This is a genomic window from Enterobacter sp. BNK-34 (assembly GCF_048684445.1).
Classification (GTDB): Bacteria; Pseudomonadota; Gammaproteobacteria; order Enterobacterales; family Enterobacteriaceae; genus Enterobacter; species Enterobacter pseudoroggenkampii.
The window spans coordinates 4,102,453-4,115,139 of sequence record NZ_JBLQUA010000001.1 but is presented as its reverse complement, the minus strand read 5'-3'; the positions used below and the strand labels follow the sequence as shown (position 1 = coordinate 4,115,139).

Sequence of the window (12,687 nt, the reverse complement as noted above, 5' to 3'; positions counted from 1 at the left end):
CTGGCATGAACACTTTTTTTAAGCTCACCGCGCTGGCGGGCCTGTTTGCCATAACAGGTCACGCTTTTGCAGTGGACGATATCACGCGTGTTGATCAAATTCCGGTTCTCAAGGAAGAGACGCAGCACGCGACGGTGAGCGAGCGCGTGACCTCACGTTTTACCCGCTCGCACTATCGTCAGTTCGATCTCGATCAGGCCTTTTCGGCCAAAATCTTTGACCGCTATCTGAACTTGCTGGATTACAGCCATAACGTTTTGCTCGCCAGCGATGTCGAGCAGTTCGCTAAGCGCAAATCCGAGGTGGGTGACGAGTTGCGCTCAGGCAAGCTGGATCTGTTCTACGATCTCTACAACCTGTCGCAAAAGCGCCGCTTCGAACGCTATCAGTACGCGCTGAAAGTGCTGGAACGTCCGATGGACTTCACCGGCAACGACACCTTTAATCTGGATCGCAGTAAAGCACCCTGGCCGAAAGATGAAGCCGAGTTGAATGCGCTGTGGGACGGTAAAGTTAAATACGATGAACTGAGCCTCAAGCTTACCGGCAAAGACGAAAAAGAGATCCGTGACACGCTGACGCGTCGTTACAAATTCGCCATTCGTCGTCTGGCGCAGACCAACAGTGAGGATGTCTTCTCGCTGGCCATGACGGCCTTTGCTCACGAAATCGATCCGCACACCAACTATCTCTCTCCACGCAACACCGAACAGTTCAATACCGAGATGAGCCTGTCTCTTGAAGGTATCGGCGCGGTGCTGCAGATGGACGATGATTACACGGTGATCAATTCGATGGTTGCGGGTGGCCCGGCATCCAAAAGCAAAGCGATTAGCGTAGGCGATCGTATTGTGGGTGTAGGACAAACCGGACAGAACATGGTCGACGTGATCGGCTGGCGTCTTGATGACGTGGTTGCGCTGATCAAAGGTCCGAAAGGCAGCAAGGTTCGTCTGGAAGTCCTGCCAGCCGGAAAAGGCACCAAAACCCGTATCGTTACCCTGACCCGCGAGCGTATCCGTCTGGAAGACCGCGCGGTGAAAATGTCGGTGAAAACCGTGGGTAAAGAGAAGGTGGGTGTCCTGGATATTCCTGGCTTCTACGTAGGGCTGACTGACGATGTGAAAGTTCAGCTGCAGAAGCTTGAAAAGCAGAACGTCAGCAGCATTATCATCGACCTGCGCAGTAACGGCGGCGGAGCGCTGACGGAAGCGGTTTCACTCTCTGGTCTGTTCATTCCATCGGGTCCCGTGGTGCAGGTGCGCGATAACAACGGTAAAGTGCGTGAAGATGCCGACAACGACGGTGTGGTCTACTACAAAGGCCCGCTGGTGGTCCTGGTTGACCGCTTCAGTGCTTCCGCGTCTGAGATCTTTGCCGCTGCCATGCAGGATTATGGCCGTGCGCTGATCGTCGGTGAGCCAACCTTCGGGAAAGGCACCGTTCAGCAGTATCGTTCTCTTAATCGTATCTACGATCAAATGCTGCGTCCGGAATGGCCTGCACTGGGCTCGGTTCAGTACACCATTCAGAAATTCTACCGCGTGAATGGCGGCAGTACGCAGCGTAAGGGCGTAACGCCGGACATTATGATGCCGACAGGCACGGAAGAGACGGAAACCGGCGAGAAGTTTGAAGATAACGCGTTACCGTGGGACAGCATCAATGCCGCGACCTACGTGAAAGCGGGTGATATGACGCAATTTGGCCCTGAACTGCTGAAAGCGCATAACGACCGCATCGCGAAAGATCCGGAATTCCAGTACATCATGAAGGACATCGCACGCTTCAATGCCCTGAAAGATAAGCGGAATATCGTTTCTCTGAACTACGCACAGCGTGAGAAAGAGAACAACGAAGACGATGCAACCCGCCTGGCGCGTATCAACGATCGCTTCAAGCGTGAAGGCAAGCCTCTGCTCAAAAAACTGGACGATCTGCCAAAAGATTACCAGGAGCCGGATCCGTATCTGGATGAGACGGTGCATATCGCTCTCGACCTGGCGAATCAGGAAAAAGAGAAACCTGCCGTACAGCCCGCTCCGGCAAAATAATCTCCCAACAGGCACAAGAAATTGTGCCTGTTTCTTTTTGTTCTTCATCCTTCCGTCAGCCAGATTTCCTATTGTGTAAAGTTGTGTCTTTCTGGTGACTTACGCCCGCCGGATGCTTGAAAATAACCGTAATACCCATACGATGTGGGTAATCGCATAGTGCGTTTTGTTAAACTGAGGTAAAAAGAAAATTATGATGCGAATCGCGCTCTTCCTGCTCACCAACCTGGCGGTCATGGTGGTTTTCGGGCTCGTGCTAAGCCTGACAGGAATTCAGTCGAGCAGCGTTCAGGGTCTGTTGATTATGGCGCTGCTGTTTGGTTTTGGTGGCTCGTTCATCTCCCTGCTGATGTCGAAGTGGATGGCACTGAAATCGGTGGGTGGTGAGGTTATTGAACAGCCGCGTAACGATATGGAACAGTGGCTGATGAATACGGTGGCTCAGCAATCCCGTCAGGCCGGCATCGCCATGCCGCAGGTGGCGATTTACCATGCCCCGGACATCAACGCGTTTGCCACGGGCGCCCGTCGCGATGCGTCACTGGTTGCCGTCAGCACCGGTCTGCTGCAGAACATGAGCCGTGACGAAGCTGAAGCGGTTATCGCCCACGAAATCAGCCATATCGCAAACGGTGACATGGTGACCATGACCCTGATTCAGGGTGTGGTGAACACCTTCGTGATCTTCATCTCCCGTATCCTGGCGCAGATTGCGGCTGGCTTTATGGGCGGCAACCGCGACGAAGGTGAAGAGAGCAACGGCAACCCGCTGATCTACTTCGCCGTGTCGATGGTTCTGGAACTGGTATTCGGTATTCTGGCCAGCATCATCACCATGTGGTTCTCTCGTCACCGTGAATTCCACGCGGATGCCGGCTCTGCGAAGCTGGTTGGTCGTGAGAAGATGATTGCCGCGCTGCAGCGTCTGAAAACCAGCTACGAGCCGCAGGAAGCGAACAGCATGATGGCCTTCTGCATTAACGGTAAATCCAAATCGCTGAGCGAGCTGTTTATGTCTCACCCGCCGCTGGATAAACGTATTGAAGCGCTGCGCAGTGGGGAATACCTGAAGTAACGCCAGGAACCCTACTAAGCCGGGCAGGAGAACACTCTGCCCGGCTTTTTTTATGCCTGAACCCTGGGCTGTGTCACCCGCAGGCCGCTGACGACCGCCGCGAGGGAAGCAAGGGCTCCTGCGGTGAGAAGCGCAATGTGGTTACCGTTTTGCCCGGCAAGGTTAAACATCAGGGCGACCAGTGCCGCACCGCTGCTTTGTCCCAGAAGGCGCGCGGTCCCCAGCATACCGCTGGCTCCTCCGCTGCGATGACGCGGCGCGGAGGTGATAATGGTGTGGTTGTTAGGGGACTGGAACAGACCAAACCCCGCGCCGCACAGGATCATGCGCCAGATGATGTCCAGATCGGTTGGCGATGACGGTAGCAATGCCAGCGCGAAAAGGCCTGTCGCCATCACCGCCAGCCCCAAAGCACCCAATAAACCGGCATGGACGCGTTCAATTAAATAACCTGCCAGCGGTGCCATCACCATGGTCGCCAGCGGCCAGGGGGTAAGCAGCAAACCGGTCTCCACCTCTGAACGTCCAACCACGCTTTGCAGAAAGAAGGGTAGGGAGACCAGAGCCAGCATCTGGGCGCAGAACGAGCAGACAGACGTGCAAATGGAGAGGGAAAAGAGGGGAATACGCAGCAGATCAACAGGCAGTAGAGGCACAGGGAGAGTGAGCTGGCGGCGAACAAAGAAGAAGCCGATCGCCAGCAGGGCGATAAGCTCCGCGCCGGTAAGCATCAGAGACTGTCCCTGCGCAAAGCCGCTCAGCGCCGTAATCAACAGGCCAAAGGTCAGGGCATTCATCACCGCACTCGCCACGTCGAAGCGCGGCATGGTGCTTTTGGGACCGTTAGCGGGGAGAAAGCGCAGGGCAAAGAAGATGGCGACAATACCCAGCGGCACGTTGATGGCGAACAGCCACTGCCATGACGCAACGGAAAGGATCGCCGCCGCAATGGTTGGCCCGGCGGCAGAAGAGACGGCGACAATAAACGAGTTTATCCCCATGCCTCGGCCCAGATGACGCTGCGGATAAATTAAGCGGATCAACGCCGTGTTTACGCTCATGAGCGCCGCGCCGCCAAAACCCTGCGCAATGCGGGCAAGCGTCAGGGTATGCAGTGAATCTGAAAGAGCACAGAACAAAGACGTAAAGGTGAAAACCACCAGACCGCACTGATACACCCGACGGTAACCGAACATATCGCCCAGGAAAGAGAACGAGAGCAGGGAAACCACGATCGCAATCTGATAGGCGTTAACAATCCATATCGAACTGGCGGGAGAGGCGTGCAGGTCGCTGGCGATGGTTGGCAGGGCAACGTTTGCGATTGCGCCGTCAAGGACCGCCATTGATATACCGATAATGATGGTCGCTATCGCGCCATACCGCTGGGGTAAAGGCAGGCCATCGGAAAGGGTCTTTTCCATTAGGGTTAAAAAAGCTCAGCGTGAAATTATTCTCAGGGTAACTATTTTAGCATTGTTACAGCCGTGATATGTCGCAGATTTGTAACGAAGTAAACGGGGATTGATTGCAGGTGACATGACGGGAACTTATAATAAAAACCGGTTCTGATTTTTATAAAACACTCGCTATGAGGTGGTAAATGGCTATTGCGGATTTGGATAAACAGCCAGATTCTGTTTCTTCCGTGCTGAAGGTGTTTGGCATCTTACAGGCTCTGGGAGAGGAGCGTGAAATAGGTATTACAGAGTTGTCACAGCGCGTGATGATGTCAAAAAGCACCGTATATCGCTTTTTGCAGACCATGAAATCGCTGGGTTACGTTGCCCAGGAAGGCGAATCTGAAAAATACTCCCTGACGCTGAAGCTGTTTGAGCTGGGTGCCCGCGCGCTACAAAATGTTGACCTGATCCGCAGCGCCGATATTCAGATGCGTGAAATCTCTCGCCTCACTAAAGAGACCATCCATCTCGGCGCGCTGGATGAAGACAGCATTGTTTACATCCATAAAATCGACTCCATGTACAATCTGCGCATGTATTCGCGCATTGGTCGTCGCAACCCGCTCTACAGTACCGCCATTGGTAAAGTTCTGCTGGCGTGGCGCGATCGTGAGGAAGTGAAGCAGATCCTCGAAGGCGTGGAATACAAGCAAAGTACCTCACGAACCATTACCAGCACGGACGCGCTGCTAACGGTGCTCGATCGCGTACGCGAACAGGGGTATGGCGAAGATAACGAGGAGCAGGAAGAGGGACTGCGCTGCATCGGCGTTCCGGTATTTGACCGTTTTGGCGTGGTGATCGCGGGCTTAAGTATCTCTTTCCCAACCTTACGTTTCTCCGAAGAGCGACTGCATGAGTATGTGGCTATTCTCCACACTGCCGCACGTAAGATTTCTGAACAGATGGGGTATCACGACTACCCGTTCTAATCTCTGTTCACATAAAAAAACGCCGCATCTGTTGCGGCGTTTTTTGTCGGTCATTTATCCGGCTGACTAGCCATTATCAATCACGACGGAAGTCTTACGCAGGACCGGACAGTGGGTTAAGCCAACAATCCCGCTGTCAGTATGCAGATATTGCGCAGTGCTCATTCCTTGTGCTGTTAAGTATTTACACTGAATGCCTAACCCGGCAGCATTTTCGGTGCTTCCCACAAGTACGCCATAACCCGTTAGCAGAAGGCCAATCCAGACAATGGCCAGTGCAATAATTGTTCGAATGATTAAGCGCATCATTACCTCTTTTATCGTTGTTATCATAATGCTAGCGTAAACGGTTTACGAAACGAAACAAGTGCAGGATTCTGAAAAAAGCGCGATGGCGGCACAGTTAGCCCTTGTTTAAGATAAGCGTGATAACCTCGTTACATCAGGTCATTAGACGGAGTGTGGAGTGAAAAAAATACGCTGGGTAATTCTGATTATCGTGCTGATTGCGTGCGTGGTGTTATGGACGCAGACGATCAATGTGATGTGCGATCAGGATGTACAGTTTTTTAGCGGCGTTTGCGCAATCAATAAATTTATTCCGTGGTAAAACGCATTTTTTCTCAAGGTGATGTCCTTCCTTCGCGCCAGTGGTAAAATAGACGTTTTTATTGAGGTGGTGAAATGGGTGAGTTACTGAATTCAGGGCTGCTGAATATAGCATCCCTGATGATTTCTTTGGTTGTTCTGCTTGTCGGGCTGGTCATTTGGTTTTTCGTGAATCGCGCCAGTTCCCGTACTAACGAGCAGATTGAACTGCTGGAAGCGCTGCTCGATCAGCAAAAACGTCAGAATGCGCTGCTACGCCGTCTGTGTGAGGCTAACGAACCGGAAGAGAAAGACGCGCCGAAAGACGCAGTCGCTGAAGATAACAAAGACGAAGACGACTTTATCCGCCTGGTGGCTGAGCGTTAATTTTTTTGTCCTGGGAGGTGGCTGTGGTCTGGAAAAACCCCTGGTATGACCCCTCCCTGAAACATCACACCCCGAACGGTTTTCGTAATACCGATCCTGTTGGACATCAACCCGGCGACCTTGACCGCTGGCGTAAAGCGCGTAAAGAGGCCGGATTACCGAAGCCGCCCGCGCTGGGTTATGAAGACTTTATCCGCCAGTGGTGGCAACCGGTTGAGCTTACGCAACCTCAGGAAGATGGGGTATGGTGGCTCGGACACGCGAGCGTGTTGCTGCAGCTGGACGGCAATATCATCCTTACCGATCCGGTGTTTTCTCGACGTGCTTCTCCGCTCCCTTTCCTGGGACCACAGCGCAAAACGCCTCCCGCGCTGTCAGTCGACCAGCTTCATCAGCTTGATGCGGTCGTCATCTCCCATAATCATTACGATCATCTTGATGACGCAACCCTTCGCCGAATCCTCAAACGCTTTCCCGACGTCAGTATTTTTGTTCCGTTGGGCCTCGCCGACTGGTTTCGTCGCCGGGGAGCAAAACGCGTGGTCGAACTCGACTGGTGGCAGAGTTTCACCTCGCAGGGGATGACGCTGACCGCCGTACCGGCACAGCACTGGAGCATGCGCACGCCATGGAACCGCAATCGTTCCTTATGGTGCGGCTGGGTGATGGAAGGACGGCATCACCGTTTCTGGTTTAGCGGTGATACCGGTTATTCACCTGAGCTGCTGTTAATTCCTGAACGCCTGGGCCAGATAGATGCCGCCGCGTTACCGATTGGTGCCTATGCCCCACAATGGTTCATGGCTGTCCATCATATGGATCCGCAATCTGCGGTGGCATTGTGGCAGCAGCTGGGCTCACCTCTGGCGTTCCCTATTCACTGGGGCGTGTTTGAACTGGCAGATGAATCCTTAGATGAACCTGTGAAGGAGTTAACTCACGCACTCGATAATTTAGCACCAGTTAACCATTCTTTCAGGATACTGAAGATTGGTGAATATTTATCCTTATAAACGAAGCGATAAATTGTTGCATATATTGTTGATGTAAAGGCGCGCAGGAATGTTTTATTTTTATCGAAACGTTTTGCTTGCCTTCTTTTGATGCAGAGTCATAAAAATTTCATTATTTTGGTGCATAACGCTGTTTATTCGCTGGTGCATTTTAATACAGCTGGGCGCGGGTTATTAACACTGTTTTTTCTCTGAAACAATTTGGTCGCGTTACAATGATTTAAGCATAAGTTTTCACAAATTGTTCTAACTCAATCAAGACGTAAGATTTCTTTTCCTGTTTGCTGGACGGTTCGTAATGATTGAGCTATGTTAAAAAAGTCTTAGATTACAGCGGTTGTGAAAGCAACGCTGGGTCTTTGTTACGCAGCAGGGCTGTCTGGACGTGATGCGCATAATTGTGCAAAACCTGACAGGCACTGTTCGAATTTGTGCGGCGGATCGAGACATGTTTAAAAATGGCTTGCCATATTAAACATAGTGTGTGATAACACGTTTTGGGTCAAACGAGGTACAGTTCTGTTTATGTGTGGCATTTTCAGTAAAGAAGTCCTGAGTAAACACGTTGTCGTTGAATACCGCTTCTCTGCCGAACCTTATATTAGTGCCTCATGCAGTAATGTCTCAGTTTTATCTCAGTTAATGCCTGCGGGCTAAGAAAACACTCTAAGGAATTTTGCAAAATGGCAAAGATTAAAGGTCAAGTTAAGTGGTTCAACGAGTCTAAAGGTTTTGGTTTCATTACTCCTGCTGACGGCAGCAAAGACGTGTTCGTACACTTCTCTGCAATCCAGGGTAACGGCTTCAAAACTCTGGCTGAAGGCCAGAACGTTGAGTTCGAAATTCAGGACGGCCAGAAAGGCCCAGCTGCAGTTAACGTAACTGCTATCTGATCGAACCGCTGCTGACTGAAGCGCTTAGCACTTCACTCTCAGACATAAAGCCTCGCATAACGCGGGGCTTTTTTATGTCCTTAATCTTTCAAAATATTACCATTCACGGTCTTGTTAGTAACTTGTTGCAAAGCTGCGAGGTTAGTAGCACTGTTTCGCCTCCCTAAGCGCATCTTTTCCCGTTAAATCAGGGCGTTGTTTAACAGTCCTGGGGTTCAGGTGAAGAAGAAATTGATAATGACCGCTGGCAATTTCACGCCAGCGCGTTTTGCGCTGCTCTGTTTAGCTATTTTCTGTAGTCTGGCCTTTTTACTTGGCCGCGTAGCCTGGCTGCAAATCATCAAGCCTGACAATCTGGTGAAGCAGGAAGATATGCGTTCCCTCCGCCAGCTGGCGATTGATGCGCCGCGCGGCATGATAATGGATCGCGAAGGTCGTCCCCTGGCGGTGAGCGTGCCTGTACGGGCCGTTTGGGCCGATCCTAAAACGGTGCTGGCAAAAGGAGGCGTTGGCGTCGACGAACGCTGGCAGGCGTTGGCAAACGCGCTACATCTCTCCCTGGGCGCACTCTCGGCGCGAATCAACGCCAACCCGCAGGGCCGTTTTATTTATCTTGCCCGTCAGGTCGATCCGGCACAGGCAAAGTGGATAGATAAACTCAATCTGCCCGGCATCAATTTACGCGATGAATCCCGCCGTTTTTATCCTGCCGGCCATGTGGCAGCGAACCTGATTGGCTTCACCAATATTGACGGGCAGGGCATTGAGGGCGTGGAAAAAAGCTTCAACGCGCAGCTGACCGGCAAGGCGGGTGTGCGCCAGGTAAGGGAAGATCGCTATGGACGCGTGGTTGAAAACCTGACGGAAGTTGCGCCCGCGCCGGCGCATAACATCCAGTTAAGTATCGACGAGCGTCTGCAAACCATCACCGAGGATGCGCTCGATAATGCCGTGGCCTGGAACAAGGCCGAGTCTGGGGCCTCGGTGCTCATTAATATCCCCACAGGGGAAATACTCGCCATGGCGAGCTATCCGGATTTCAACCCCAATAACCGGGAAGGCGCAACGATAAACGATTTTCGCAACCGTGCGATCAGCGATACGTTCGAACCGGGTTCCACGGTCAAGCCGCTGGTGCTGATGACGGCCCTGCAGCAGGGGCTGGTCCAGCCGGACAGCGTGATTGACACGCATCCGTATACCCTCGACGGGCATCGTATCCGCGATGTGGGCTATTATCCTGAACTGACAATGACCGGGATCCTGCAAAAATCGAGCGACACCGGCGTGTCCCGACTGTCCCTGGCAATGCCTGTCCAGCATCTTATTGATACCTACCGAAATTTTGGATTCGGCACGAATACGGGGCTTGGCTTAACGGGTGAGAGCGCGGGGCTGTTGCCCCAGCGTAAATACTGGAGCCAGCTCGACCGCGCGACATTTGCCTTCGGCTACGGGCTGATGGTGACGCCGCTCCAGCTGGCGCACGTCTACGCCACGATTGGCGGCTTCGGGCTTGAGCGACCTCTCTCGATTACGCGTATCGATCCCCCCGTTATCGGGCAACGCGTCATGCCAGAAGAGATTGCGCACGAGGTGGAGCACATGATGGAGAGCGTTGCGCTGCCGGGCGGCGGAGGGGTTAAGGCCGCCGTTCGTGATTACCGGGTGGCGGTGAAAACCGGTACGGCGAAGAAAATTGACGATAGCGGGAAGTATGTCGATAAATACGTCGCCTACACCGCAGGGGTTGCACCTGCCAGCAATCCGCGTTTTGCCCTGGTGGTGGTGATTAACGATCCGCAAAATGGTGCCTACTACGGCGGGGCCGTCTCCGCCCCTGTCTTCAGTGAGATTATGGGTAACGTGCTGCGTCTGGAAAATGTGAAACCTGACGGGTTACCGGCAGGGTCCGATCACCTTATCGTTATGCGTTAACCGGGCGTTTATAACCAGGGCGAATAGCGGTACACTTCGCCCTTTGATTATGCTCCGGAGTTGCCATGTCCTTCAGTTGTCCCCTTTGCCACGCCCCCCTGACGCACTCAGATAAACGGTATACCTGCCCGCAGGGACATCAGTTTGACCGGGCAAAAGAAGGCTACGTGAATCTTCTGCCGGTACAGCATAAGCGTTCCCGCGATCCTGGCGACAGTGCTGAAATGATGCGGGCGCGCCGCGCGTTTCTCGATGCCGGACACTATCTGCCGCTGCGGGAGGCCGTCGCGCAGATGCTGAATGACATTCTGCCGGATTCAGCCACCGCCATGCTCGATATCGGCTGCGGGGAGGGGTACTACACCGCGCGGTTTGCCGAGATCGCCCGTGAGAAGGGCGCACAGACGTTCGGTCTGGACGTGTCGAAAGTGGCGATTCGCGCAGCGGCAAAGCGTTACGCGGACGTGACGTTCTGCGTGGCATCCAGCCACCGACTGCCGTTTGACGATGCCAGTATGGACGCGGTTATTCGCATTTACGCGCCCTGCAAGGCGGAAGAGCTGGCTCGCGTGGTAAAACCGGGCGGATGGGTAGTCACCGTGACCCCAGGCCCGCGTCATCTGATGGAGCTGAAAGGGCTGATCTACGACGAAGTGCGTCTGCATGCCCCTCATTCTGAACAGCTGGCCGGTTTTAGCCTGAAGCAGGAGCAGACCGTGGCGTATGAAATGACGCTGAAAGGGGAAGAGGCCACCGCGTTGCTGCAGATGACGCCGTTCGCGTGGCGGGCAAAACCGGAAGTATGGGAAGCGTTAGCGGCACACTCAACATTTGGCTGCCAGACGGACTTCAGTATCCACCTCTGGCAGCGCGAAGATTAACCGGCGAAGTGTGCCCAGAGGATTTGGGCACCAATGCCAATCAACACAATCCCCCCAGGATCTCGGCGCGTTTACCCAGCAGCGGGCCGATAAACCGTCCGACCATCATGCCCAGCGTGGACATAATCAGGGTTGCGCAGCCGATGGCCAGCGCGGTGGCGATGATATTGACCTGCAGGAATGCCAGACCGACACCGACGGCCATCGCATCAAGGCTGGTGGCAATGGCCGTGGTGACCAGCAGCCAGAACCCGTGGCGGTGCTGAGGCTCCTCGTCTTCTTCATCGCTGCCGCGAAAACCTTCAATCACCATTCGGCCACCGAGAAATACCAGCAGGACGAACGCAATCCAGTGGTTCCACTCCAGCACGAACTGGCTGGCGAGCATGCCAAGACCCCAGCCGATAAGCGGCGTCAGCGTTTCGATAGCGCCAAAAATCAGACCGGTACGCAGGGCTTCTGAGAACTTAGGTTTGTGGAGCGTGGCGCCTTTTCCGATGGAAGCAGCGAATGCGTCCATGGACATGCCAAAAGCGAGAAGGATCGTAGCGGAGATATTCATAACAGCGTCCAGACCGGGGATATCCATATGACACATCACTGCCCCCAGTAAACAGCAGTTGATGTATCTATGGTCTCGCCTGATCGCGCTGCACATAGATGTGCTGTCAGCGATCCGTACGTGCCACGTTTTTCAACGAGTATGTTGACACGTACATTTCCTGCGAACAGGAAATCGGCTACTCCCCAACGACGGGCGCAACCTTAACATATTTTGAGAATATAAAACAACAATGAAGAGGCATTATTTAAAACACTTGTTGATAACGATTTTCATTTGTCTTTAAGCGTGAAAATATCGTTAACAAATAGAGATAAAATTAACGAAGGAGATATAGCTTTGGCTATATTTCTTGCGCAAGATAAACGCAATATATAGCCATTGCTATATATCTAACTCATTGAGTTTTAACGAGTAACTTGTATATCTTTTCCAGGTCGTCAATATTCTTCACCCGAATAAGCAGGCGGCGTTGTTCTAATTGCATCACCAGCACGCCGTCTTCGGATAAATTCATCTCTTTAATACGGTTATATTCTATCCACACATTGGCGAAGAAAAATCCGTGGGATTTAAAAAGGATTTTCGGCGTGCGGATCCAGAACAGATAAATCGCCATTAATGCCAGCGCACATAATAACCATGTGGTTAATAATGCACCATGGCTGGTAACGTTATTGTAAATAAGAATGGCGATGAGACCCACGAAGATAAAGGCATCCACGCGCCCGCGTCGCAGAAGGGGAAGGGAGAGCAGCGTCTCGCCGTGACGGCGGGGCATGATGAACTCGTCATAGATCGCGTAAGCCAGAAGGGCAACAACAAATAAAACCAGTACGATGTCCGTGACAGTCATTCATCCTCCAGATAAAAAAAACCGGGGGCAAGCCCCCGGCCTATA

General features: G+C 52.8%; 12 protein-coding genes, 2 pseudogenes and 1 riboswitch. Of the genes and pseudogenes, 10 read left to right on the top strand and 4 right to left on the bottom strand.

Annotation, left to right across the window (positions count from 1 at the left end; translation table 11 throughout):
- Positions 1-5 precede the first annotated feature (5 nt).
- Both prc and htpX read left to right on the top strand, forming a co-directional pair.
- Positions 6-2,054 (top strand): carboxy terminal-processing peptidase, encoded by a 2,049-nt coding sequence (gene prc, locus ACMGG5_RS20220; RefSeq protein WP_024909720.1) that lies wholly within the window; start codon positions 6-8, stop codon positions 2,052-2,054.
- Positions 2,055-2,247: 193 nt separating this feature from the next.
- Positions 2,248-3,129 (top strand): protease HtpX, encoded by an 882-nt coding sequence (gene htpX, locus ACMGG5_RS20215; RefSeq protein ID WP_014884290.1) that lies wholly within the window; start codon positions 2,248-2,250, stop codon positions 3,127-3,129.
- Positions 3,130-3,179: 50 nt separating this feature from the next.
- Here htpX and ACMGG5_RS20210 read toward each other — a convergent pair whose 3' ends face one another.
- The gene (locus ACMGG5_RS20210) at positions 3,180-4,553 is read right to left on the bottom strand and encodes an MFS transporter (protein WP_024909721.1); all 1,374 of its coding nucleotides are present in this window, start codon (positions 4,551-4,553) and stop codon (positions 3,180-3,182) included.
- A gap of 179 nt (positions 4,554-4,732) precedes the next feature.
- Here ACMGG5_RS20210 and kdgR point away from each other — a divergent pair, with 179 nt between their 5' ends.
- On the top strand, positions 4,733-5,524 hold the full coding sequence (gene kdgR, locus ACMGG5_RS20205; RefSeq protein WP_023312208.1) for a DNA-binding transcriptional regulator KdgR: 792 nt from the start codon (positions 4,733-4,735) through the stop codon (positions 5,522-5,524).
- 66 nt (positions 5,525-5,590) lie between these two features.
- On the opposite strand, the gene ACMGG5_RS20200 is transcribed toward kdgR, so the two are convergent.
- Positions 5,591-5,830, bottom strand: coding sequence for a YobH family protein (locus tag ACMGG5_RS20200; protein WP_090419798.1), 240 nt, complete (start codon positions 5,828-5,830; stop codon positions 5,591-5,593).
- Between the two features lie 160 nt (positions 5,831-5,990).
- Here ACMGG5_RS20200 and mgrB point away from each other — a divergent pair, with 160 nt between their 5' ends.
- From mgrB to rlmA, 7 genes and pseudogenes are all read left to right on the top strand, one after another.
- Positions 5,991-6,134: a PhoP/PhoQ regulator MgrB gene (gene mgrB, locus ACMGG5_RS20195; protein ID WP_006175995.1), complete on the top strand. Its 144-nt coding sequence runs from the start codon at positions 5,991-5,993 to the stop codon at positions 6,132-6,134.
- 74 nt (positions 6,135-6,208) lie between these two features.
- Complete coding sequence (locus tag ACMGG5_RS20190; RefSeq protein ID WP_024909723.1) at positions 6,209-6,499, top strand: YebO family protein; 291 nt, start codon at positions 6,209-6,211, stop codon at positions 6,497-6,499.
- 23 nt (positions 6,500-6,522) lie between these two features.
- On the top strand, positions 6,523-7,512 hold the full coding sequence (locus ACMGG5_RS20185) for an MBL fold metallo-hydrolase (RefSeq protein WP_420278416.1): 990 nt from the start codon (positions 6,523-6,525) through the stop codon (positions 7,510-7,512).
- A 525-nt stretch (positions 7,513-8,037) separates the two neighbouring features.
- Positions 8,038-8,182 (top strand): annotated as a pseudogene (locus ACMGG5_RS20180) (DUF2627 domain-containing protein).
- Positions 8,183-8,195: 13 nt separating this feature from the next.
- Positions 8,196-8,405, top strand: a complete 210-nt coding sequence (gene cspE, locus ACMGG5_RS20175; protein ID WP_001062678.1) for a transcription antiterminator/RNA stability regulator CspE — start codon at positions 8,196-8,198, stop codon at positions 8,403-8,405.
- Positions 8,406-8,642: 237 nt separating this feature from the next.
- A complete protein-coding gene (ftsI, locus tag ACMGG5_RS20170) occupies positions 8,643-10,343 on the top strand; it encodes a peptidoglycan glycosyltransferase FtsI (protein WP_090419808.1) in 1,701 nt (566 codons plus the stop codon).
- Positions 10,344-10,408: 65 nt separating this feature from the next.
- The gene (gene rlmA / locus ACMGG5_RS20165; RefSeq protein ID WP_420278415.1) at positions 10,409-11,224 is read left to right on the top strand and encodes a 23S rRNA (guanine(745)-N(1))-methyltransferase; all 816 of its coding nucleotides are present in this window, start codon (positions 10,409-10,411) and stop codon (positions 11,222-11,224) included.
- On the opposite strand, the pseudogene mntP reads toward rlmA, so the two are convergent.
- Positions 11,221-11,786 (bottom strand): annotated as a pseudogene (gene mntP / locus ACMGG5_RS20160) (manganese efflux pump MntP). The gene rlmA and the pseudogene mntP overlap by 4 nt on opposite strands.
- A 10-nt stretch (positions 11,787-11,796) precedes the next feature.
- Positions 11,797-11,985: riboswitch (yybP-ykoY riboswitch) on the bottom strand.
- A 198-nt stretch (positions 11,986-12,183) separates the two neighbouring features.
- Entirely contained in the window at positions 12,184-12,642 is a 459-nt protein-coding gene (locus tag ACMGG5_RS20155; protein ID WP_048992197.1) for a DUF986 family protein, read from the bottom strand.
- Positions 12,643-12,687: the final 45 nt, after the last annotated feature.

What these genes read in the sequence shown, in the direction of transcription:
- ACMGG5_RS20200 (WP_090419798.1), bottom strand. Translation starts at nt 5,830, where the DNA reads ATGCGCTTAATCATTCGAACAATTATTGCACTGGCCATTGTCTGGATT.
- kdgR (WP_023312208.1), top strand. Translation starts at nt 4,733, where the DNA reads ATGGCTATTGCGGATTTGGATAAACAGCCAGATTCTGTTTCTTCCGTG.
- prc (WP_024909720.1), top strand. Translation starts at nt 6, where the DNA reads ATGAACACTTTTTTTAAGCTCACCGCGCTGGCGGGCCTGTTTGCCATA.
- ftsI (WP_090419808.1), top strand. Translation starts at nt 8,643, where the DNA reads ATGACCGCTGGCAATTTCACGCCAGCGCGTTTTGCGCTGCTCTGTTTA.
- ACMGG5_RS20155 (WP_048992197.1), bottom strand. Translation starts at nt 12,642, where the DNA reads ATGACTGTCACGGACATCGTACTGGTTTTATTTGTTGTTGCCCTTCTG.
- rlmA (WP_420278415.1), top strand. Translation starts at nt 10,409, where the DNA reads ATGTCCTTCAGTTGTCCCCTTTGCCACGCCCCCCTGACGCACTCAGAT.
- ACMGG5_RS20210 (WP_024909721.1), bottom strand. Translation starts at nt 4,553, where the DNA reads ATGGAAAAGACCCTTTCCGATGGCCTGCCTTTACCCCAGCGGTATGGC.
- ACMGG5_RS20190 (WP_024909723.1), top strand. Translation starts at nt 6,209, where the DNA reads ATGGGTGAGTTACTGAATTCAGGGCTGCTGAATATAGCATCCCTGATG.
- cspE (WP_001062678.1), top strand. Translation starts at nt 8,196, where the DNA reads ATGGCAAAGATTAAAGGTCAAGTTAAGTGGTTCAACGAGTCTAAAGGT.
- htpX (WP_014884290.1), top strand. Translation starts at nt 2,248, where the DNA reads ATGATGCGAATCGCGCTCTTCCTGCTCACCAACCTGGCGGTCATGGTG.